The organism is Citrobacter sp. S55_ASV_140, assembly GCF_018919505.1.
Taxonomy (GTDB): Bacteria; Pseudomonadota; Gammaproteobacteria; order Enterobacterales; family Enterobacteriaceae; genus Citrobacter; species Citrobacter werkmanii.
In genome coordinates this window covers 1-21,532 of sequence record NZ_JAHLQZ010000059.1, presented here as the reverse complement: position 1 = coordinate 21,532, position 21,532 = coordinate 1, and the positions used below count along the sequence as shown (strand labels likewise).

Sequence of the window (21,532 nt, the reverse complement as noted above, 5' to 3'; positions counted from 1 at the left end):
GAACGGTTGGGTTTATCAACTGAGGGTAATACTCAATACGGGCTTCGACTTTCGGCTCGTTATGCAAAGGCTATAGGTGCTGCGGGTGCTCCCGTTGGTACAGGTGAAGTAAAAGCAAATATAAAACTGATTGTTGTTCAGGATTAGTGTTATACCGGCAACCCTGGTTGCCGGTATAAAAAGGGAATTAAAATGAAAATATTAGGCGCGGTAATTACATTATCACTTATGACACCGGCTCAGGCAGGGATAGTGATTTATGGCACAAGAGTAATTTACCCTGCAGAAAAAAATGAAATAGTTATACAGTTGATGAACCAGGAAAAAAGCGCTTCTTTGATACAGGCCTGGATTGATGATGGTAATACAACGCTGCCACCCGAGAAGATTCAGGTCCCTTTTTTGCTGACGCCTCCAGTCGCTAAAGTAGCGGGAAATTCAGGGCAGCAGCTTAAAATTAAGAAAATGCCTAATATGCTACCAAATAATAAAGAGAGTCTGTTTTATCTCAATGTGTTGGATATCCCACCCAATAATCCGGCATATGATGGTAAAAATGTACTTAAATTTGCCATGCAGAACCGGATTAAGCTCTTTTATCGTCCTGCAGGTGTTGCACCAGTTAATAAAGAAAGTTTTAAGAAATTATCGTTAAACCATAGTGGAAGAAATTTTTCTATAAAAAATAGCAGTGCTAACTGGATAACGGTCACGGAAGTTAAAGCTGGCAGTATCAAGATAAATAATGACTCGGTGATGGTTGCGCCATTATCCAGCGAATCTTTTACGGTGAAAAATAGTAATGCCAGTCAGTATAAGCTAACTATTATTGATGATCATGGCAATTATATAAGTGATAACGTCAGCCTGAGATGACAGGAGCTGATTATGTTAAGGATGACCCCGCTTGCTTCTGCGATATTATTGTCTTTGTTGTCTTTGTTGTCTTTTTCTGTCCTGTCGGCAGAAGAAACTTTTGATACACACTTTATGATGGGCGGGATGAAGGGCGAAAAAATTTCTGCTTTACGCGTTGATGATAATCATCCTTTACCTGGACAATATGATGTGGATATCTACGTTAATAAACAGTGGCGCGGCAAATATGAGATTACAGTTAAAGATACGGCTGCTGAAACCTGCCTGACTCGCGATACCATCACGCGTTTAGGGATTAATACCGATAAGCTTGATAAAACCAAAAACTGCCTTTCTCTTGAGCAAGCGGTGCAGGGCGGGAGTTATCGCTGGAACATAGGAAAATTTCAGTTAGATCTTAGCGTACCCCAGGCCTACGTTGACGAGCTGGAAAATGGCTATGTGCCGCCGGAAAGCTGGGATCGCGGTATCAATGCCCTTTATACCTCCTATTATCTCAGCCAGTACAATAGCGACTATAAGAATTCTGGTAACAGCAAAAGTACCTATGCGCGATTTACCAGTGGATTAAACCTGCTGGGCTGGCAGTTGCATTCCGATGCCAGCTACAACAAAACGGATGACAGCAGCGGGGAATGGAAAAGTAACACCCTTTATCTGGAATACGGTATTCCACAAATTCTCGGCACGTTACGCGCCGGGGATATGTACACCTCATCTGATATTTTTGACTCGGTACGCTTTCGTGGGGTGCGTTTATACCGTGATATGCAGATGTTACCCAACTCAAAACAAAGCTTTACCCCGGTGGTGCAGGGGATTGCGCAGAGCAATGCGCTGGTCACTATTGAGCAGAACGGTTTTGTGGTGTATCAGAAAGAAGTACCGCCAGGCCCGTTTTCTATCGCGGATTTGCAGTTAGCAGGGGGAGGTGCAGATCTTGATGTTAGCATCAAAGAAGCCGATGGATCGGTTACCACCTATCTGGTGCCATATGCAGCGGTACCTAACATGTTGCAGCCTGGGGTCTCAAAATATGATTTTGCCGCCGGACGTAGCCATATCGAAGGGGCAAGTAATCAGACCGACTTTGCGCAGATGAGCTATCAATATGGGTGGAGTAACCTATTAACGTTATATGGCGGTACGATGCTCGCTGATAACTATAATTCGTTCACGTTAGGAACTGGCTGGAATACCCGAATTGGCGCAATCTCCGTGGATGCGACGCGTTCACACAGTAAACAGGATAATGGTGATGTATTTGATGGGCAAAGCTATCAAATTGCTTATAATAAATATTTGACACAAACCGCCACGCGTTTTGGCCTTGCTGCCTATCGATACTCATCACGGGATTATCGGACTTTTAACGATCACGTTTGGGCCAATAATAAAGACAGCTATCATCGTGATGAAAATGATGTTTATGACATAGCGGATTATTACCAGTATGATTTTGGTCGCAAAAACAGTTTTTCCGCCAATGTGAGCCAAACTTTACCGGCGGGCTATGGTTCCTTATCACTAAGTATATTGTGGCGCGATTACTGGGAGCGTAGTGGCACGAGTAAGGATTATCAGTTGAGTTATACCAATAACTGGCAACGTATTAGCTATACCTTTTCGGCCAGCCAGACCTATGACGAGGATCATCGCGAGGATAAGCGTTTTAACCTTTTAATTTCTGTTCCGTTTGACTGGGGGGATGATATTACCTCAAGACGCCGCCAGATATATTTATCTAACTCAACGACCTTTAATAACGATGGGTTTTCCTCAAACAATACCGGACTTTCCGGGACGATGGGCGATCGCGACCAGTTTAACTATGGCGTTAACCTGAGCCATCAGCGCCAGGACAGCGAAACGACGGCAGGCACCAACTTAACCTGGAACGCACCGATTGCTAAACTAAGCGGTAGCTATAGCCAGTCTAATAAATACCGGCAGGCGGGTGGTAATATTTCGGGCGGGATAGTGGCCTGGTCCGGCGGGGTGAATCTTGCGAACCGCCTTTCCGATACTTTTGCAGTAATGCAGGCGCCGGGACTGCAAGGCGCCTACGTCAACGGGCAACGTTACCGCACCACTAACCGCAGCGGTGTGGTGTTATATGATATGTTGACCCCGTACCGGGAAAATAGCCTGACGCTGGACGTTTCTAATACCGACAGTAAAACCGAGCTATTGGGTAACCGACACAGTGCCGCGCCTTATCGCGGCGCCGTGGTGCTGGTGAAATTCGATACCGACCAACGGCAGCCCTGGTTTATTCGCGCCCAGCGCCCGGATGGTTCACCGTTAACTTTTGGTTATGAGGTGGAAGATAACCAAGGGAATAATATTGGCCTGGTCGGTCAGGGCAGCCAGCTCTTTATTCGTACCGACAGTGTGCCGCCGGAAATTAAAGTCGCAGTGGATAAACAACAGGGACTTTCATGCTCAATCTCCTTTGGTAAAACGATTGATGAAAGTAAAGTTTATATTTGTCGGTGAGGAGGAGATATGAGATTTATCCTGGGATTAATTTTGGTTATGATGTCAAGCTCAGTACTCTGCAATTGTTTTCCGGTTTCATTTCAATATTTTGATTTTAACCCAAGTACTGCTGGTGCAATAGCTGAAAGTGAAGTGATTGAGTTGGATTTAAATGATGCCTCTCTTAATTCATTTCAATCAAAAGAAGGTATTCCTCTTAATTTTACGGGAGGAAATAGTACCTATCATTGTGACTTTGGAACGTCTAACCCAGGCTCGCCTTATTATTTAATAGCCAAAAGTCAAGAATCTGGCACCTCTGAATATTATCAGGTATTAACAACTGGAAATAATGAAGGTGTATATGTTGAAGTTCAGTTGTCTGTTAATGGTTCACTCGGGCCTTATAGCATTGTAAATAGTTTTTTGGGTTTTGCTCGTTATTATTTTAATTTTCCGAGAGATGATCTTAATTCTAAGGTAACCTATGCAACTAAATACAGATTAACGAAAAATAAATCTGTTTCATCTGAAATAAAAAAAATAGGGGAAACTGTGACTCTTAAAGATCATGTGCGTTTTAATGAAAGTTCCGGATCGGATTCTTATAATTTAAAACAATATATAAGAGTTAAGTTTAATTACACTCCAACCACATGTTCTTTCAATGATACTACCGTTAAAGTTAGCAACATAAATTACGGAGATGTAAGTAAAGGGCTTGTGCATGATGCTGATGCCGAAGTGAAAATTGATTGTGACCAAATTGTGGCCTATGCCACAAGAGCAGTTCATTACAGATTCGTTTCTGATAATGCTGTCGGTAATGTTTTACCTAATGAATATACGAATAGTGATAGCGCTGGAAATATTGGCTTTGAGTTAATAAAAGATGGTTCTGTAGTTAATTTAAGCAATAATCATTATGATCTGATAGCATGGGGAGATTTAAAAGAAAACGTGGCCAGAAATACGATTATACCGCTGAAATATAAATACACTCCTTATGGAGATAAGATATTTAAAGCCGGGCAGGTACTAAGCCGTGTAAAAATTGTTATCGATTATGATTGATCACGCTATGGTATTTTACGCACTCCCTCATCAGAGCGAGTGCGTGTTTTTTCACCGATGATAAAAAATCTCGCCGTCGTAGGCTTTAATGATCTTAGCATCGGCATCATTGACCAGCACATACGCGCCGCCCATGTAGGTCCAGTGGGTGCCTGCTGTCGGTGCGGGCAGGTTGCGCAGATTCCACTGCTTAATAGTGTATTCGCTGGTGAGATACAGTGGTGGAACTTTGTCACCGGGTTTGAAATGGGTGAAGTCAGCAATAAAGCTGCTCAGCTCATATTTATCGATACCGGTGGGGGCAGCTGTTGCAGCCGGCGCGGCCCAGACGACACTGCTCGCAAGCAGGAGTGCACCCAGCAACATTTTATTCTTCATACCCATCTTCTCTACCTCTTCGGGTCATCAAAATCAGTCATGTATCATTCCTGGCTTACAGGGCATCTGACAAGGACTTTTTTGTTATCACTCCAGTAATTTCGTAAAAAGTGTAAATGAATGTACAGCATTGCGACAATTTCGAGTGGCAATTTAGCGATGAGGTGTCACGTTTTTGCATATCAACTCAGGGTAGCGCTGTTCCACAGCATACATGAGTTGCTCCGGTTTCTGTGACCCGGAACAATTGTCTTCAAGAAAACCCACTACTGGAATGGAGTAAAAAAGTTGATGCTTGTTTAATCAATTTATTTACTTTACTGTAAAGTAAATAAATTGGCGAGGCTTTACTATGACGAACTTTAGTAAATGGGAAAAGTTATTAATTTTCATATTGTTAATGACTTTGTCATGTCATCTTAAGGCATCTCTGCCTGGAGGGGGGGCTGTAGAGCCAAAGACGGTTGATCGCTGTCTTGTCATGCGGGACCGGGAGCAGGCTTGCTTTCAGTGTACCGATTTGAATTATCAGCATATGCAGTTACGACTCAGCTATTTACGTTTTTTACTACTCCAAAATAGTTTCACTATCCAAACCTATGACTATTTATGGCGTGAACATCAACGAACAATGTCTTGCCTCGAAATCAGCAGATACATTGTCGCGAAAGCAATCAATATTCTGCTATGCCCAGCAACGGTCAAATTACCCATACCTCAACCTGTTTTTAATTTGTGGCAAACATCGCATATGGCTTTTATTCAACGAGCCAGGCCTCCGCACGTGTTTTCACTGCGCGACCCCATTGACTAAACGGAGGAAAACACGATGCTGGCTCACTTCTTTATTTTCCGTCCTGTGTTCTCCGCGGTCATTGCTATTTGCATCGTTTCTGCTGGTATCCTGGCTCTTTTAACACTGCCTGTTGAGCAGTATCCGGATATTGCGCCACCGGGGGTGAACGTTACGGCAAACTACCCAGGCGCTTCTGCGCAAAACGTTGAGGACAGCGTAACGCAGCTACTTGAACAGCAAATAAAAGGAATTGATGGTCTGCTTTATTTTTCTTCAACCAGCAGTTCAGCTGGCCAGTCCCGTATTAGCCTTAGTTTTGAACAAGGTATCAATCCCGATATAGCCCAGGTCCAGGTACAAAATGCTGTAAACCAGGCTATGACACGGCTACCGCAGGAAGTGCAACAACAGGGACTTTCTGTGACTAAATCACAGGGAGATAGCCTGATGGTTATCTCCTTATATGACCAGAACGACCGTTTAACCAGTGTCGATATCAGCGACTTCCTTATCAACACGTTGCAGGAGCCCTTAAGTAGAGTTAAGGGGGTGGGAGAAACAACAGTTTTTGGTGCGCAATATGCTATGCGGATTTGGCTCAACCCACATCAGCTCAATAATTATGGTTTGATGCCCTCTGATGTACAAACGGCTATCGAGGCACAAAATTCGCAAGTTACCAGCGGAGAAATTGGCTCTCTTCCTTCTCTCAATGATCAGTATCTGAATGCGACGGTGACCGCCCAGTCCCGCCTGGAAACATCGACGCAATTTGAAAGTATCATTCTTCGGACAAATAATGATGGCTCAGCTGTATATTTGCGAGATGTTGCTCGAGTCGAACTCGGGGCTGAAAACTATCAGAATCTGACCACACTTAATGGTCATCCTGCGGCTGGAATATCTATTCAACTCGCATCCGGAGCTAATGCTCTGGAAACTGCTGAAAAGGTTCGCGCTGAAGTTAACAGATTAAAAGATCGATTTCCGCAAGGCATTGTAGTTGCCTATCCTCGTGACAGTACTCCGTTTGTGACGGTGTCCATCACAAATGTTGTGCAGACGCTGATTGAAGCGATCGTTTTTGTTGTGGTGGTAATGTATCTGTTCTTACAAAACTGGAGAGCCACATTAATTCCCTCATTGACGGTACCTGTCGTATTATTGGGCACATTCGGCATCCTCAGCCTGCTAGGGTATAGCATCAATACCTTAACACTTTTTGCCATGGTGCTTGCCATTGGGTTACTTGTCGACGACGCGATTGTCGTGGTTGAGAATGTCGAACGAGTAATGGAAGAAGAACATCTCGAGCCGCTGCAGGCTACGCTAAACTCCATGCGGGAAATAACCGGTGCATTAATAGGTATCGCGCTGGTCTTATCCGCAGTTTTTATTCCAGTTGCGTTTTTTGGTGGCTCAGTCGGCATTATTTACCGCCAGTTCACGGTCACCATTGTTTCTGCTATGGTGCTTTCCGTGCTGGTTGCACTGACTTTAACCCCTACATTGTGCGCTCATTTGCTTAAAAGCCGAAATGAGAAGAAAGGGAAATTCTTCACTCATTTCAACAGGTATGTCGAAAAAAGCCAGCATCGTTATATTAATGTGCTCGCGCAAATATCAGCACGCCCTGTGAGAATCATTATTCTCGCTTTTCTGATGTCGATGTTCATGGTTTGGCAATATCAAAAACTCGCGACCAGTTTTCTTCCGGAGGAGGATCAGGGGGCAATATCAATCCAGTTCACTCTTCCTCCAGGGGCGCCAATGTCAATGACTCAGAGGGTTGGAGATGAAATCACACGCTATTTCATGACGCGGGAGAATGCCAATCTTAACGCTATATTTACTGTCGCTGGACGAAATAACGCAGGTAGCGGGCAAAATGTGGGAATGTCCGTTGCTGAGTTAAAGCACTGGAACGAACGTCAGGGGGAAACTAACAGCGCTCAGGCTATTATCGCAAGAGCTAATCAATATTTTAATCAAACGTCTCAGAACGCCTCTGTCAGCATTGTATCGCCACCCACAGTTCGGGGGCTAGGACAATCCAGCGGGTTCGAATTATGGCTTCAGGACATTTCAGACCGCGGTTACCACAGTCTTAATCAGGCGCAAACATTGTTACTTACGGCTGCCAGAGAAAACCAAAATCTGAGCGCTGTGCGAATGAACACCCTGGCCGAGAAGGCGTTGCTGCAGGTAGATATTGACAGACAAAAAGCACAAGCTCACGGCCTTGAACAGGCGGATATCAACGAAACGCTTTCTGCTGCATGGGGAGGGATTTACGTTAATGACTTTATTGACCGTGGCCGTGTAAAAAGGGTTTATATACAAGGTGATGCGCCATGGCGTTCACTACCTGAAAACTTATCCTCCTGGTTTGTACGTAACAGTAGCGATAATATGACCTCATTCGCCAGTTTTGCTTCCTTCCGCTGGACTACTGGTCCACAAATGCTTCAGCGATTCAATGGATTACCTGCTGTGCAATTTCAAGGAGACGCAGCTCCGGGAATAAGTTCTGGGGCAGCAATGGCTGAAATGGCCCGGCTGATAGCGCCAATTGAAGGATTTGATCTGCAGTGGAGCGGGATATCATGGCAGGAACAGGCTTCTTCGGCACAGACACTATGGGTATATCTTGCCTCCGTTGCGTTCGTATTTTTATGTCTGGCTGCTTTATATGAAAGCTGGTCTGTGCCCATTGCTGTGCTGCTGATTATCCCACTTGGGGTTCTCGGCGCAGTGAGCGCAGCCTTGATCGCCGGATTTGAAAATGATGTCTACTTCCAGGTGGGTATACTCACAACGATGGGGCTCTCAGCAAAAAATGCAATTCTCATTATTGAATTTGCTCTGGCGCAAATCCGCAAGGGTAAACCTTTGATTCAGGCTGCTTTTGAAGGAGCAAGATTACGCTTACGTCCTGTCATCATGACGTCTCTGGCATTTGTTGTTGGTGTTATCCCTCTGGTACTCTCTACTGGCGCAGGGGCCTCCAGCCAAAAAGAGATTGGAACTTCGGTAATCGGCGGTATGCTCACCGGCACGTTACTGACGCTGCTCTTTGTCCCAATATTTTTTATTCTCATTCAGCAGGGAATCTCGAGACTGAAAAAAGACAAACGTAAGGAATGCAATAATGGTTAATCAACGCGGGCGGCCAATGAAGTCCCGTCCTCGCATTTTACAAACGGCATGTGAGCTGTTTCTCAAGCATGGCATTGACGTGTCTCTTGATACTATTGCCAGTGAAGCAGGGACAACGCGGCCGACACTTTACAGCCATTTTCCAGGGGGAAAGGATGCTCTCCTGCTGGCGACGTTTGAATTTCTGAATGACAAAATGCAGCCGCCTTTACGCCAGTTGCTCCAGGAGCAACTGGATTTTCCCGATCTCCTGAGAGGGTTTGCCCGGGTTGTACAGAATCATTTCTATACTCCGGAGAATATCCATTTCCAGCGTTTATTGATTCAAGTGCTGGTTCAAAAGCCCGATTTACATGTCATGCTGGAGCAAAGAAACTCTGGACGCGTTTTGCAGGCGTTGACGGAAATTCTGGAACAGAAAAATAATGAAGGAATAGTAACGCTAGATGATCCTGAATTACAGGCTACGGCTTTCCTCGGGGCCATTATGGGTTATCTCCTTCCTGGTGCAATAATTGCGCAAAAAGCAGTTGATCCCCATAAACTTGAGAAACTGGCTGAATGTTCAGTGGCAACGTTTCTGTCTGCCTGGAAATTTAAGCAGGGATGATCGTTGTGTCCCCGCATTGAGACGCTATACGAAATGCCTGAGTGGATGACGTCGCCTGCGCCAATGATCATCCTTTCCAGAATCAACCCCTGCTGTTCACTTCCCTCACTGACTGGTAAAGTATGTGGTGTGGATACATTCCGCCATTCAGTAAATGGATAGCAGGGGCTCGAGTATGTAAGTTTCTCTCGCTATCCTTTAATATTATTGAGTTTTATGTAAAACGACTCGGGGTGCCCTTCTTTGTGAAGGCTGAGAAATACCCGTACCACCTGATCTGGATAATGCCAGCGTAGGGAAGTCTGACACTGCTCGTGTCCCTTCTTCGCGCGGGCAGGAGCTGAACCATGCAGCCTGACCTGCACAGCCGCGCGCTCGCGGCCCATGCCTTACACCACTTTAGAACGCTTTCCCCCCTCACGCACTGTATGACCAATGAGGTCGTGCAAAACTTTACCGCCAATACGCTGCTGGCGTTAGGCGCATCACCTGCGATGGTGGTTGAACCTGAAGAAGCCAGCCAGTTTGCGGCTATCGCCAGCGCATTGCTGGTTAACGTCGGCACGCTTACCCTGGAGCGGGCCACGGCGATGCGCGCCGCCGTTGAGCAGGCGCTTCTTGCTAAAACCCCCTGGACACTCGATCCCGTTGCCGTGGGCGCTCTTGAGTTTCGCCGCCGCTTCTGTCTGGATTTACTGTCGCTACAGCCAGCCGTAATTCGCGGTAATGCCTCGGAAATACTGGCGCTGGCAGGAATGAACGGCGGGGGGCGTGGCGTGGACACGACCGATACGCCAGCCGCTGCGCTCGGCGCGGCCCAGGAGCTGGCCCGTCAGGTAGAGACCATCGTCGTGGTGACCGGCGAAGTGGACTATGTTACCGATGGCCTGCGCACCGTCTGCGTGAATGGCGGCGATCCGTTGATGACGCGCGTGGTCGGCACCGGATGTGCGCTATCTGCGGTCGTTGCGGCCAGTTGCGCACTGCCCGGTGACCGGCTTGATAACGTCGCCTCCGCCTGTAGCTGGATGAAACAGGCCGGACAAATCGCCACGCAACAATCGACCGGGCCGGGCAGTTTTGTCCCGGTATTTCTCGACGCCCTCTATAACCTGAACGCGCAGGAGCAAGCATGAAACGGATTAACGCATTAACGATTGCCGGAACCGATCCCAGTGGTGGCGCGGGTATTCAGGCCGATTTAAAAACGTTCTCCGCGCTTGGCGCTTACGGCTGTTCGGTGATCACGGCGTTGGTGGCGCAAAATACGCGCGGGGTGCAGTCGGTGTATCGCATTGAACCTGACTTTGTCGCTGCGCAACTGGACTCGGTGTTCAGCGATGTACGTATCGACACCACCAAAATCGGCATGCTGGCGGAAGCGGATATTGTTGAAGCGGTCGCCGAACGTTTGCACCGCCATCGGGTGCAAAATGTGGTGCTGGATACGGTAATGCTGGCGAAAAGCGGCGATCCGTTACTGTCGCCCGCGGCGGTAGAAACGCTGCGTACCCGTTTGCTGCCGCAGGTTTCAATTATCACCCCAAATTTGCCGGAGGCCGCGGCATTGCTCGGCGCATCGCATGCGCAAACGGAACAGGAGATGTTAGAACAGGGAAGGGCGCTGCGAGCGCTGGGCTGTGAGGCGGTGCTGATGAAAGGCGGTCATCTGGAGGATGCGCAAAGCCCGGACTGGCTGTTTACCCGTGACGGCGAACAGCGTTTTACTGCGCCCCGTGTTATCACTAAAAACACCCACGGTACCGGTTGTACGCTGTCCGCAGCGCTGGCGGCGCTGCGTCCACGGCATAATAACTGGGCTGATACGGTACAGGAAGCCAAGCTGTGGCTTTCAGCTGCGCTGGCACAAGCCGACACCCTTGAAGTCGGGCAGGGAATAGGTCCGGTGCATCATTTCCACGCGTGGTGGTAATGAGTATACTGGCAGCAGAAACGTCTGCCTGGAAAAAGATAAATGGAACAAGCGCATACCCAGCTTATCGCGCAACTGAATGAACGCATTGCAGCGGCAGATAACACGCCGCTGTATATGAAATTTGCGCAAACGGTGAAAAACGCTGTGCGCTGCGGGATCCTTGAGCATGGCAATATCCTGCCCGGCGAGCGCGATCTCAGTCAGTTGACCGGCGTGTCGCGAATTACGGTACGCAAGGCGATGCAGGCCCTGGAGGAAGAAGGCGTGGTGACACGCGCCCGCGGTTACGGGACGCAGATCAACAACATCTTCGAGTATTCGCTTAAAGAAGCGCGGGGTTTTTCGCAGCAGGTCGTTTTACGCGGTAAAAAACCAGATACGCTGTGGGTCAATAAGCGCATTGTGCCTTGTCCGGAAGAGGTAGCGCAGCAGTTGGCTGTTGCCGCCGGGAGTGACGTTTTTCTGCTCAAACGTATTCGCTATGTCGATGAAGACGCCGTTTCTATTGAAGAGTCATGGGTGCCGGTCCAACTAATCCATGATGTGGATGCCATCGGCGTTTCGCTGTACGACTATTTTCGCAGCCAGCATATCTTCCCGCAGCGCACGCGCTCACGCGTCAGCGCCCGGATGCCTGACGCAGAGTTCCAGGCACACATTCAAATGGACAGCAAAGTGCCGGTGCTGGTGATCAAGCAGGTAGCGCTTGACCAGCAGCAACGGCCCATTGAATACAGCATCAGCTATTGCCGAAGCGATCTATACGTCTTTGTGTGCGAGGAGTAACGCCTCTCGCGAGGGGGCGCAATCGCCGCCGCGATGCCCGACTACCCAGGAAGCCACCGCATTGCCCAGCAGTACCGCATCAGCCAGCGGCCAGCCTGACGCCAGTCCGGCCAGCATGCCGCCGGCGTGGCTGTCGCCCGCGCCAATGGTATCCACGACGGTCGTCTTAAATGCTGGTACGCAACCGGATGTTTGCGCGCTGAAATACCACGCGCCGTCTTTATCGTGGCGTATCACCACCGGTGCGGCGAAACGACGCACCCATTCTGCGCCAAAACCCTCTACATCCTGGCTTAATGCAAACCGCTCGGCGGCAATTTCGGCTTCCTGTCGATTGAGTGATACCAGTGGTCGGCAGGCCATGATTCGCGCCATTAAGGCGTCTGAAATATCGCCGATTCGCGGACCAAAATCGATAAACGGCGTCACGTCTTCCAGACCTTCCAGCCACTGTGCCAGCAGCTCGCCACATGGAGAGGCTAACTGATAGCCTGACAGATAGACCAGGCTGTTACGCGGGATGTTCAGATGCGCCAACCAGTCGGTGTTCCACTGGTTTTCGACGCCGCTAAAAGACATAAAGGTTCGTTCGCCATCCGGTTCCACCAGCGCCAGACACCAACCGTTATCGCCTTCTGCGTTGTCGATCAGGCTATGCAATCCCTCTTTTGCCATCCGGTTGCGGATAATATCGGCCCATACCCCCTGACCCAGCGGTAGCGCATTGCTGGCGCTGATACCTAAACGCCTGAGCGCAACGGCAATATTGAGCGCGCAGCCGCCAATGTTAACGCCTTGCTGCTTAAGCTCGATATCACACCCGCGCCAGGGGAGGGCATACGCATCGGCAATAACATCAATGACCGCTGCCCCCACCACCGTAACCGGCCTGTGTGAACCTAACTGGGGGAGAAGTTGTTGCAGACGCGTGGTGCTGTTCATAGCGCCTCCCGTTGTCCGCGCAGTCGCAGTAATCCGCTGGCATAGCGGGTAAAGTCCAGCTGATTTACCGCATCCAGTTCCTGTTTCAATGCCGGGTCAATCGCGCTTACGCCATGTAACGCACCGCAAATAGCGGTCGCCATTGCCCCGATGGTGTCGGTATCGCCCCCAAGATTCGCGCACAGAATGGCGCAGCGGTTAGGATCGGTCTGCGCCAGTTCGACCATCGCGATGGCGCAGGGCACGGACTCAATGGTGCTGGTTCCGGCCCCAACGACCTGGTATAACTGCTCGCTGGCGGACTCTATACCATCGGCATGACGAACGATTTTTAGCGCCAGTTCAAGGCGGGCAGAGAGCGAGGCGCTAAAGGTGGTGATCCGTTTTTGCTGCGCATGTCGGGCAATGGCAGGCAGCGCGTCGACGATCTCCGACCATTTTCCTCCGTCGATAGCACGCGACACCGTCCACGCGATGACGACAGCGCCGGCGATAGCCAGATCCGATTTATGTGTCGGGCTGGAGGCCAGTGCGACGTCATCAATAAAGGTATCGAGATCGCGCGCGGGCAGCAGACATCCCAGCGGCGAAACGCGCATTGCCGCTCCGTTAGTGACGCCATTATTTTCCAGTTCGGCAACAGGTTTGCCGTTGCGAATGGCATTTAGCGCAATTTTTGACGTTGGACCAAGCACGTTTTTATTAAAGGCATCGAAACGTTCGGCCCAGGCCAGAATATTGCGGCCAATAACGTCTGGAACTATCTTTCCATCACATTCAAGCAAGGCATCAGCCAGACACAGGGCCATGGATGTGTCATCGGTAAACTCCGCCTGGTTAAAATAACAGGCGGCATTATTCTCCGCAGGTCCAGGCAAAAAACGGTCGATCCAACCGAAGTGTGCTTTAACCCGGGTTCTTGGCCACAGTTCAGACGGCATGCCCATCGCATCCCCTAACGCCTGCCCATAAAGAGCACCGAGAATACGTTCTGCTTTCATTTCACTTCCCCTTGTTTCAACGCTACATCGCGATCGTCCACCTGAATGGCGGTAATTTCTTTATCTGATTCGCGAAAGAAAATCATAAACAGCACGGCAATGACGGCGATCATGATCGCGCCAAATCCCCACATGCCCGCCCAGTTGAAGGTGAGACCATTAATCGGTTCCTTATAGGCAAACATTTTTTCCATCATTACGCCGCCCAGGCGATAACCCAGCAGGCTGCCGAATCCCTGACAGCAGAGCGTGATAAGCCCTTGCGCTGCGGTGCGCATGTGTACCGGCGCTTTTTTATCGACATAGATATAGGCCGTAACGTAGTAGAAGTCGTAACTGACGCCGTGTAGCAGAATGCCGAGAAACAGCAGGGCATAAGTGAAATATTCTTCCGCACCGCCGTAAACGAAGAACCCGTAGCGGATAGCCGCAGTAATAAGACCAAGCAGCAATACCTTTTTAATGCCAAAGCGTTTGGTGAAGAACGGCAGCGCCAGCATAAAGAAGATTTCAGAGAACTGGCCCAGCGTCATCCAACCGGTCGCATTTTTCATCCCAACTTCTGTCAGATAACCGTTGGCGAAGATGTAATAAAATGCCAGCGGCATGGCAAACAGGAATGAGCAACAGAAAAAGACGAGGAAGTTCTTATCCCGCAGCAGGATCAGCGCATCCAGCCCCAGCATGACTTTGAAATCCATCTTGCCGGTACTTTTCGGCGGTGTATCTGGTAAAAAGAACGCAAAAACGCCTAACAGCGCGGAACTTCCGGCCGTAACAAGCAGGGGGATATTGGTGGGGGAAATATCGCTATAGCCGAGCATTTGCGGCAAGAAGCCGCAGGCCAAACCAGACGCAATCCAGCCAATGGTGCCCATCACGCGAATGCGTGGGAAATCACGTTCCACGTCCGGTACGTTGGCAAAAGCGATACTGTTGGTTAACGCAATTGTCGGCATATAGGTCAATGAATAGGCCAGTAACAGCGGGAAGAATCCGCTAAAGGTGGTTTGCTGCGCGGCGAAGTACATCAGGATAGCGCCGACAAACATCAATACGGCGAGGACTTTTTGCGCCGAGAAGAAACGGTCAGTGATAGAGCCGACCAGAATCGGCGACAGGATCGCAGCAATGGCGGTACAGGCGTACGACCAACCAATTTCACCCGCGGTAAAGCCACTTTTGCTGAGCCACAGCCAAAGCGGGACAAACCAGGCGCCCCAGATAAACCACTCAACAAACATCATGAACGACAGCTTAACTGTAGTTTTCATCTTTAAATCCTTCATGACAGGTAAGGTACGCGTTGATAGTACCACCTGATAATACCTTTAAAATACCTTTGCGGTCTAAATTTGACCGCCTTAACATTATTTCTTCCTGAATCGTTCCAGCGGAAATCGCTGAAAAGTGCGCTAAAGATGGAAAAAAAGCGCAGTCGGTACCAGGCTTATTGCTGCCCGCAAAAAAGCGGGTCAGGATAATTCACGTTCCGATTATTAATCGGAACTTACGGGAGCATAGCTATGACTGATATTGCGCAGTTGCTTGGCAATGATGCCGACAGCCTTTTACAGCATCGTTGTATGACCATTCCTTCTGACCAACTTTACCTGCCAGGACATGATTACGTTGATCGCGTAATGGTTGATAACAACCGTCCCCCAGCCGTCCTGCGTAATATGCAGACGCTGTATAACACGGGGCGCCTGGCTGGAACAGGGTACCTGTCGATTCTTCCGGTGGACCAGGGCGTGGAGCATTCCGCCGGGGCATCGTTTGCGGCAAACCCGTTGTACTTTGATCCAAAGAATATCGTGGAACTGGCAATCGAAGCAGGGTGTAACTGCGTGGCATCGACCTATGGCGTGCTGGCTTCTGTTTCCCGCCGTTACGCGCACCGTATTCCGTTCCTTGTGAAGATTAACCACAACGAAACGCTCAGTTATCCCAATACGTTTGACCAGACGTTATATGCCAGCGTCGAGCAGGCGTTCAATATGGGCGCGGTGGCGGTCGGGGCGACTATCTATTTCGGTTCTGAGGAGTCTCGACGTCAGATTGAAGAGATTTCCGCCGCGTTTGAGCGTGCCCATGAGCTGGGTATGGTCACCGTACTGTGGGCTTATCTGCGCAACTCCGCGTTTAAGAAAGACGGGGTGGATTATCATGTCTCCGCCGATCTCACCGGTCAGGCTAACCATCTGGCAGCCACCATTGGGGCGGATATCGTGAAGCAGAAAATGGCGGAAAATAACGGCGGATACAAAGCCGTTAACTTTGGCTACACCGACGATCGCGTCTACAACAAGCTGACCAGCGACAACCCGATTGACCTGGTACGTTATCAGTTGGCGAACTGCTATATGGGGCGCGCCGGATTAATTAACTCTGGCGGCGCTGCCGGTGGAGAAACCGATCTGAGCGATGCGGTACGTACGGCAGTCATTAATAAACGCGCTGGCGGTATGGGGCTGATCCTTGGACGCAAAGCATTCAAGAAAACCATGGCCGACGGCGTTAAGCTGATTAACGCCGTGCAGGATGTTTATCTGGACAGCAAAGTCACCATTGCCTGATTGCGGCGGGGTGCCGTTTTGTTAGCGCAACAACGGGCAACCTGGCGGCAATCTGCAACGTAGCGCCGCGGGCAGGATTTCAATATGAAACTCCTGTCCGCTGAGCGGTTCGCCATCAAGATTAAAGGTAATTTCGTGTGGGGCGCGGATATCAAACCACGATGAAGCGCCATCAATGATATTAGGGTTGTCTTCGGATTGCGTTAACGCTGAAAGCAGCCCGGGCAGCAACTCCTCGCCGGTAAAAATGCGCAGTTGCAGCAATCCGTCGTTAATCAGCGCCGTCGGGCAAAGCTGTTGTCCACCACCGGCCTGGCGGCCATTACCAATCCCAATCACCAGCGCTTTGCCCTGCCAGTGAAAATCTTCTCCACGGATGTCGCAGACGTCGGGTTTGAGCGTATCCATGCGCATTAAACCGTGAATAAAATACGATACGCCGCCCAGCGCGGCTTTGAGTTTTTCTGGCGTTTCGGTGGTGATGCGTGTGCCGAAGCCGCCGGTCGCCATATTGATAAAACAGGTTTTATCATTGACCTGCACCATATCGATCTCTGTCGCATTTCCGGCGATAGCCAGTTTTAACGCTTTATCCAATGCTTCAGGAATACCCACGCTGGTGGCAAAGTCATTCGCCGTTCCCAACGGTAAAATACCCAGGGCGGGAACATTGCCGCCCTGCGACTGGATTAGCGCTGTCGAGACTTCGTTGATCGTGCCATCGCCGCCGCCGGCAATCACTGTTGCAACGCCTAATCGACGCGCTTCATCCACGTAACGTTGAGCGTCGCCTTTTTCCCAGGTGACGCGTACATGAATTTCCACGCCCTCATCGCGAAGTTGCGCAATAGTTTCACGCAGAGGGAGATTATCAGCACTTTTTCCATTGAGGATCAGCAAGCTGGCAGGAAACGCTATCATCCTTATGCCTCATTCTTTATCGTTTTAACTAGTGTATGCCATGAATGCATTTCTGGCGTAAGAACTGACTGAAAGCGCAGGCGAAGAGATAAAAAAAGCCGCGGTTGCGGCTTTTCAGATTGAGCGGAAATTACTGCGGGAACCACTGATCGCTGATTTTTTGGTAGGTGCCGTCCGCTTTGATGGCGGCCAGTGCGTTATTCAGTTTTTCCAGCAGGGCTTTGTTATCCGGGCGAACCGCAATGCCAAGACCGGTACCGAAGTATTGTGGGTCGGTCACTTTGTCGGTAGCCACGCCTAACTGCGGGTTAGTTTTCAGCCATTCGTTAACGACGGCGGTATCGCCAAATACGCCATCAATACGGCCATTTTTCAGGTCGATAATCGCATTCTGATAGCTGTCATAGGCCACGGTTTTCACTTCAGGATGTTTGTCCTGCAGGTATTTCTGGTGCGTGGTGCCGTTTTCCATACCGATGCGTTTGCCTTTCAGATCGGCAAAGGTTTTATAGGCGTCTTTCTTGGCAATAACCAGCGCGGAGTTAGCATAGTAAGGCTGTGTGAACGCAACCTGTTTGCTACGTTCAGGCGTGATATCCATTCCGGAAATCACTGCATCATATTTTTTGAATTTCAGCGCGGGGATCAGGCTGTCGAAAGCATGATTGGTAAAAGTACATTCCGCCTGCATTTGTTTGCACAGCGCCGTTGCCAGGTCAATGTCAAAACCGACAATTTTGTTGCTCGCGTCCAGCGATTCAAATGGCGGATAAGTCGCTGATACACCAAAGCTAATTTTATCAGCGGCTGAGGCGCCAGCGGCGAAAGTAGCCAGTAATGCGGCCAGTACTAACTTTTTCATGGTGGAACTCCCGTCTGTCAATCTTATGATGATTTACCGTGTCTGCGGCGTGAATTAACAATGCCATCTAATGAATTTATATGCAATAAAAATGATTAAGTATTTTATCGATATAAAAAAAGACGGGCGGTTGTTAGACTTGCCCGTCTTTTATATTTCGCTTTATGCAGTTATCGGCTTAATTCCGGTGTTCAAACGCCAGCGCTTTACGTTCGATTAAGCGCATCATCAGCGTCAGCAAACCGTTGACGATCAGGTAAATCACGCCCGCCGCGCCGAAGACCATGACGTCATAAGTGCGACCATACAGCAGTTGGCTATAACCCATGACTTCCATCAGCGTGATAGTGTAAGCCAGTGAGGTACTTTTAAACACCAGCACCACTTCGTTGGAATACGAGGAGAGGGCGCGTTTAAAGGCGTATGGCAACAGAATCGCCAGCGTATCCTTTTTGCTCATCCCTAATGCACCGCATGACTGCCACTGACCTTCCGGGATGGCGCGGATAGCGCCGTAGAACAGCTGCGTGGTGTAAGCCGCGCTGTTTAACGACAGCGCAATTAACGCGCACAGCCACGGTTCGGAGAGCAGATGCCACAGTACCGGATATTCCTGCAGCGTCGGGAACTGTCCTGGCCCGTAGTAGATCAGGAAGATTTGCACCAGCAACGGCGTACCGGTAAACAGCGTGATATAGGCGCGGACCAGCCAGACCAGTACCGGCGTTTTTAGCGTCAGGATGACGGTAAAAATCAGCGCCAGCACCAGAGCAACCACGATGGAGGCGACCGTCAGCGTCAGGCTGGTATGCAGCCCTTTCAACAATTCAGGTAAATACTCAAGCATCAGCCTGGTCTCCGCTCAAAACGTGTCGCGCGCAGGTCAATGCGTTTGAGAATGTACTGACTCACCAGCGTAATCACCAGGTAAATAGCCGCCGCCACAATGTACCAGGTAAATGGCTCCTGGGTACGCGTGGCAATGCTTTTGGTTTGCAGCATCAGATCGTTCACGCTAATCAGGCTGACCAGCGCGGTATCTTTCAGCAATACCAGCCACTGGTTACCCAGTCCCGGTAAGGCATGACGCCACATTTGCGGCATCACCAGACGAAAGAAGATCGCGGCTTTAGACAAACCCAGCGCCTGACCGGATTCCCATTGTCCGAGCGGCACGGCCTTCAGCGCGCCACGCAGCGTTTGCGACGCATAGGCGGCGTACAGCAAAGACAGCGCAATCACACCGCACAGGAACGGGCTGACGTCGAAGTTTTCGATCTGCATCTGTACCGGGATTTCTACAAACCCGAGATTAATCGTAAAACCATCGGCCAGCGTCAGCAGCAGTTGCGAGGAGCCGAAATAGATAAACAGAACCACCAGAATTTCTGGTAACCCGCGCAGAATGGTGACCAGCGCAGAACCTGCCCATGCCACTGGACGCCATTTTACGGACTCCCAGACGGCAAAAAACATGGCGAGCGCAAGGCCGATGATCAGCGCACAAACCGCAAGGCCGACGGTCATCCCGGCGGCGCTTGCTAACGGAAAAAATTCATTCATCAAATATTACTTCTGGAACCATTTGTTGTAGATGGTCTCGTAAGTCCCATCTTTCTTCACTTTTTCCAGTGCAGCGTTAAATTTCTGCTGCAGCTCAGTGTTGCCCTGACGCACCGCGATGCCCAGACCTGTACCGAAGTAATCTTTATCCGTCACTTTGTCGCCAACAGCGGCCAGTTTTGGATTGTCTTTCAGCCATTCGGTTACCACTGCGGTATCACCGAAGACGCCGTCAATGCGACCGTTTTGCAGATCGAGCTTGGCATTCTGGTAGCTGTCATACGGTACGGTGGTCACTTCCGGATGCTTATCCATGATGAATTTCTGGTGCGTCGTCCCGTTTTGTACGCCAACTTTTTTGCCTTTCAGCTGATCAATGCTGGTGTATTTACCCTGCTGGCCAACAAACAGCGCAGAGTTGTCGTAGTAAGGGGTGGTAAACAGGACCTGTTTTTCACGCTCAGGCGTGATGTCCATACCGGCCATCACCGCGTCAAAACGACGGAATTTCAGGCTCGGGATCAGGCTGTCGAATGCCTGATTGGTAAACGTACAGGTAGCATCGATCTCTTTACACAGCGCGTTCGCCAGATCAACGTCAAAACCGACGATCTTGTTATTCGCATCGATAGATTCAAACGGAGGATAAGACGCTTCGGTAGCGAAACGAATGGTTTGGGCTGCGGTAGCGGAAAGGCTAAAACCTGCGATTAGCGCGGCAATCAGAACTTTTTTCATTGTATTGTCCCGAATCTTAGTGAGAGAGATAGTTTTTAAATGCTTCGGTTTGCGGGTTAGCAAAGCAGCTCGCATCCCCAAACTCGACGATATGACCGTTTTCCATATACACCACACGACTGGCCGTTTTACGAGCAACTTCCACTTCGTGGGTGACGATCACCTGAGTAATGTTGGTTTCCGCCAGCTCACGAATGATGCTGACGATTTGCGCGGTAATTTCCGGATCAAGCGCGGCGGTCGGTTCATCAAACAGCAGCACCTGCGGTTCCATCATTAATGCGCGGGCAATGGCCACACGCTGCTGCTGGCCGCCGGAGAGATGCAACGGATAACGATCGCTGTAGGGCTTCAGACGCAGACGTTCGAGCAGTTTCTCGGCGCGCGCCATTGCTTGCTCTTTTGTCAGACCGAGCACACGGCAGGGCGCTTCAATCAGATTCTGTACAACCGTGAGGTGCGGCCAAAGATTATATTGCTGAAAAACCATACCCACGTTCTGGCGCAGATCGCGAATAGCTTTATCTGACGGTGTTTTCGTGAAGTCGAAACGGTTACCCGCAATAGAGAGCGTGCCCGAGCGCGGCATCTCAAGCAGGTTGAGTACACGCAGTAGCGAGCTTTTCCCGGCTCCACTAGGGCCAAGTAACACCAGTGTTTCACCCTGAGGGCAATCCAGCGTGATATCGAACAGCGCCTGATGTGCGCCGTAGAAGCAGTTAATGCCGTTTAATTGAATACTCATTGACACTCGTATGCTGGCAGTCTGATAGCTATTGAAGCCGCAGATACTACCTTTGACAGAATAGTTATGCAATATTTATGCG

General features: G+C 49.7%; 19 protein-coding genes and 1 riboswitch. Of the genes, 9 read left to right on the top strand and 10 right to left on the bottom strand.

The window, feature by feature from the left end; genetic code table 11:
• Positions 1–192: 192 nt before the first annotated feature.
• The 3 genes from KQJ18_RS11465 to KQJ18_RS11455 are packed head-to-tail and all read left to right on the top strand — an operon-like array spanning position 193 to position 4,434.
• Positions 193–876 (top strand): fimbria/pilus periplasmic chaperone, encoded by a 684-nt coding sequence (locus tag KQJ18_RS11465; protein ID WP_087855929.1) that lies wholly within the window; start codon positions 193–195, stop codon positions 874–876.
• Between the two features lie 12 nt (positions 877–888).
• The gene (locus KQJ18_RS11460; protein WP_216421984.1) at positions 889–3,378 is read left to right on the top strand and encodes a fimbrial biogenesis outer membrane usher protein; all 2,490 of its coding nucleotides are present in this window, start codon (positions 889–891) and stop codon (positions 3,376–3,378) included.
• Between the two features lie 9 nt (positions 3,379–3,387).
• Complete coding sequence (locus tag KQJ18_RS11455) at positions 3,388–4,434, top strand: hypothetical protein (RefSeq protein WP_216421982.1); 1,047 nt, start codon at positions 3,388–3,390, stop codon at positions 4,432–4,434.
• A gap of 51 nt (positions 4,435–4,485) precedes the next feature.
• Here KQJ18_RS11455 and KQJ18_RS11450 read toward each other — a convergent pair whose 3' ends face one another.
• Positions 4,486–4,818 carry an RcnB family protein gene (locus KQJ18_RS11450; protein ID WP_121529274.1) on the bottom strand — a complete coding sequence of 111 codons (333 nt, stop codon included), beginning with the start codon at positions 4,816–4,818 and terminating at the stop codon, positions 4,486–4,488.
• An 823-nt stretch (positions 4,819–5,641) separates the two neighbouring features.
• Here KQJ18_RS11450 and KQJ18_RS11445 point away from each other — a divergent pair.
• The 5 genes from KQJ18_RS11445 to KQJ18_RS11425 all read left to right on the top strand — a co-directional run bounded on the left by KQJ18_RS11445 (position 5,642) and on the right by KQJ18_RS11425 (position 12,099).
• On the top strand, positions 5,642–8,767 hold the full coding sequence (locus tag KQJ18_RS11445) for an efflux RND transporter permease subunit (RefSeq protein ID WP_216421981.1): 3,126 nt from the start codon (positions 5,642–5,644) through the stop codon (positions 8,765–8,767).
• Positions 8,760–9,377 (top strand): TetR/AcrR family transcriptional regulator, encoded by a 618-nt coding sequence (locus KQJ18_RS11440; RefSeq protein WP_038641918.1) that lies wholly within the window; start codon positions 8,760–8,762, stop codon positions 9,375–9,377. Before KQJ18_RS11445 ends, KQJ18_RS11440 begins: the two co-directional genes overlap by 8 nt.
• A gap of 219 nt (positions 9,378–9,596) precedes the next feature.
• A riboswitch (TPP riboswitch) is annotated at positions 9,597–9,693 on the top strand.
• A 31-nt stretch (positions 9,694–9,724) separates the two neighbouring features.
• Positions 9,725–10,513, top strand: coding sequence for a hydroxyethylthiazole kinase (gene thiM / locus KQJ18_RS11435; RefSeq protein ID WP_087855933.1), 789 nt, complete (start codon positions 9,725–9,727; stop codon positions 10,511–10,513).
• Positions 10,510–11,310 carry a bifunctional hydroxymethylpyrimidine kinase/phosphomethylpyrimidine kinase gene (gene thiD / locus KQJ18_RS11430; protein ID WP_087855934.1) on the top strand — a complete coding sequence of 267 codons (801 nt, stop codon included), beginning with the start codon at positions 10,510–10,512 and terminating at the stop codon, positions 11,308–11,310. The genes thiM and thiD overlap by 4 nt, the downstream gene beginning before the upstream one ends.
• Positions 11,311–11,352: 42 nt before the next feature.
• Positions 11,353–12,099 carry a GntR family transcriptional regulator gene (locus KQJ18_RS11425; RefSeq protein WP_038641911.1) on the top strand — a complete coding sequence of 249 codons (747 nt, stop codon included), beginning with the start codon at positions 11,353–11,355 and terminating at the stop codon, positions 12,097–12,099.
• On the opposite strand, the gene KQJ18_RS11420 is transcribed toward KQJ18_RS11425, so the two are convergent.
• From KQJ18_RS11420 to KQJ18_RS11410, 3 genes are read right to left on the bottom strand one after another with little or no spacing between them, the layout of a single operon-like run.
• The gene (locus KQJ18_RS11420; protein ID WP_150345196.1) at positions 12,073–13,041 is read right to left on the bottom strand and encodes a PfkB family carbohydrate kinase; all 969 of its coding nucleotides are present in this window, start codon (positions 13,039–13,041) and stop codon (positions 12,073–12,075) included. The two genes, KQJ18_RS11425 and KQJ18_RS11420, sit on opposite strands and share 27 nt — an antisense overlap.
• Positions 13,038–14,042: an ADP-ribosylglycohydrolase family protein gene (locus KQJ18_RS11415; RefSeq protein ID WP_216421980.1), complete on the bottom strand. Its 1,005-nt coding sequence runs from the start codon at positions 14,040–14,042 to the stop codon at positions 13,038–13,040. Before KQJ18_RS11415 ends, KQJ18_RS11420 begins: the two co-directional genes overlap by 4 nt.
• A complete protein-coding gene (locus KQJ18_RS11410) occupies positions 14,039–15,316 on the bottom strand; it encodes a nucleoside permease (protein ID WP_038641902.1) in 1,278 nt (425 codons plus the stop codon). The genes KQJ18_RS11415 and KQJ18_RS11410 overlap by 4 nt, the downstream gene beginning before the upstream one ends.
• 252 nt (positions 15,317–15,568) lie before the next feature.
• Here KQJ18_RS11410 and fbaB point away from each other — a divergent pair, with 252 nt between their 5' ends.
• Complete coding sequence (gene fbaB, locus KQJ18_RS11405; protein ID WP_216421979.1) at positions 15,569–16,621, top strand: class I fructose-bisphosphate aldolase; 1,053 nt, start codon at positions 15,569–15,571, stop codon at positions 16,619–16,621.
• Positions 16,622–16,642: 21 nt separating this feature from the next.
• Here the strand turns inward: fbaB and yegS are convergent, their stop codons facing one another.
• The 6 genes from yegS to artP form a co-directional block, all read right to left on the bottom strand.
• Positions 16,643–17,542 (bottom strand): lipid kinase YegS, encoded by a 900-nt coding sequence (gene yegS / locus KQJ18_RS11400; RefSeq protein ID WP_038641896.1) that lies wholly within the window; start codon positions 17,540–17,542, stop codon positions 16,643–16,645.
• Between the two features lie 130 nt (positions 17,543–17,672).
• Positions 17,673–18,404, bottom strand: a complete 732-nt coding sequence (gene artJ / locus KQJ18_RS11395) for an arginine ABC transporter substrate-binding protein ArtJ (protein ID WP_061382043.1) — start codon at positions 18,402–18,404, stop codon at positions 17,673–17,675.
• Positions 18,405–18,582: 178 nt separating this feature from the next.
• Positions 18,583–19,251 (bottom strand): arginine ABC transporter permease ArtM, encoded by a 669-nt coding sequence (gene artM, locus KQJ18_RS11390; protein ID WP_003844364.1) that lies wholly within the window; start codon positions 19,249–19,251, stop codon positions 18,583–18,585.
• Positions 19,251–19,967 carry an arginine ABC transporter permease ArtQ gene (artQ, locus tag KQJ18_RS11385; RefSeq protein WP_038641891.1) on the bottom strand — a complete coding sequence of 239 codons (717 nt, stop codon included), beginning with the start codon at positions 19,965–19,967 and terminating at the stop codon, positions 19,251–19,253. The genes artM and artQ overlap by 1 nt, the downstream gene beginning before the upstream one ends.
• 6 nt (positions 19,968–19,973) lie before the next feature.
• Positions 19,974–20,705 (bottom strand): arginine ABC transporter substrate-binding protein ArtI, encoded by a 732-nt coding sequence (gene artI, locus KQJ18_RS11380; protein ID WP_003027298.1) that lies wholly within the window; start codon positions 20,703–20,705, stop codon positions 19,974–19,976.
• 16 nt (positions 20,706–20,721) lie between these two features.
• A complete protein-coding gene (artP, locus tag KQJ18_RS11375) occupies positions 20,722–21,450 on the bottom strand; it encodes an arginine ABC transporter ATP-binding protein ArtP (protein WP_003027295.1) in 729 nt (242 codons plus the stop codon).
• Positions 21,451–21,532 lie beyond the last annotated feature (82 nt).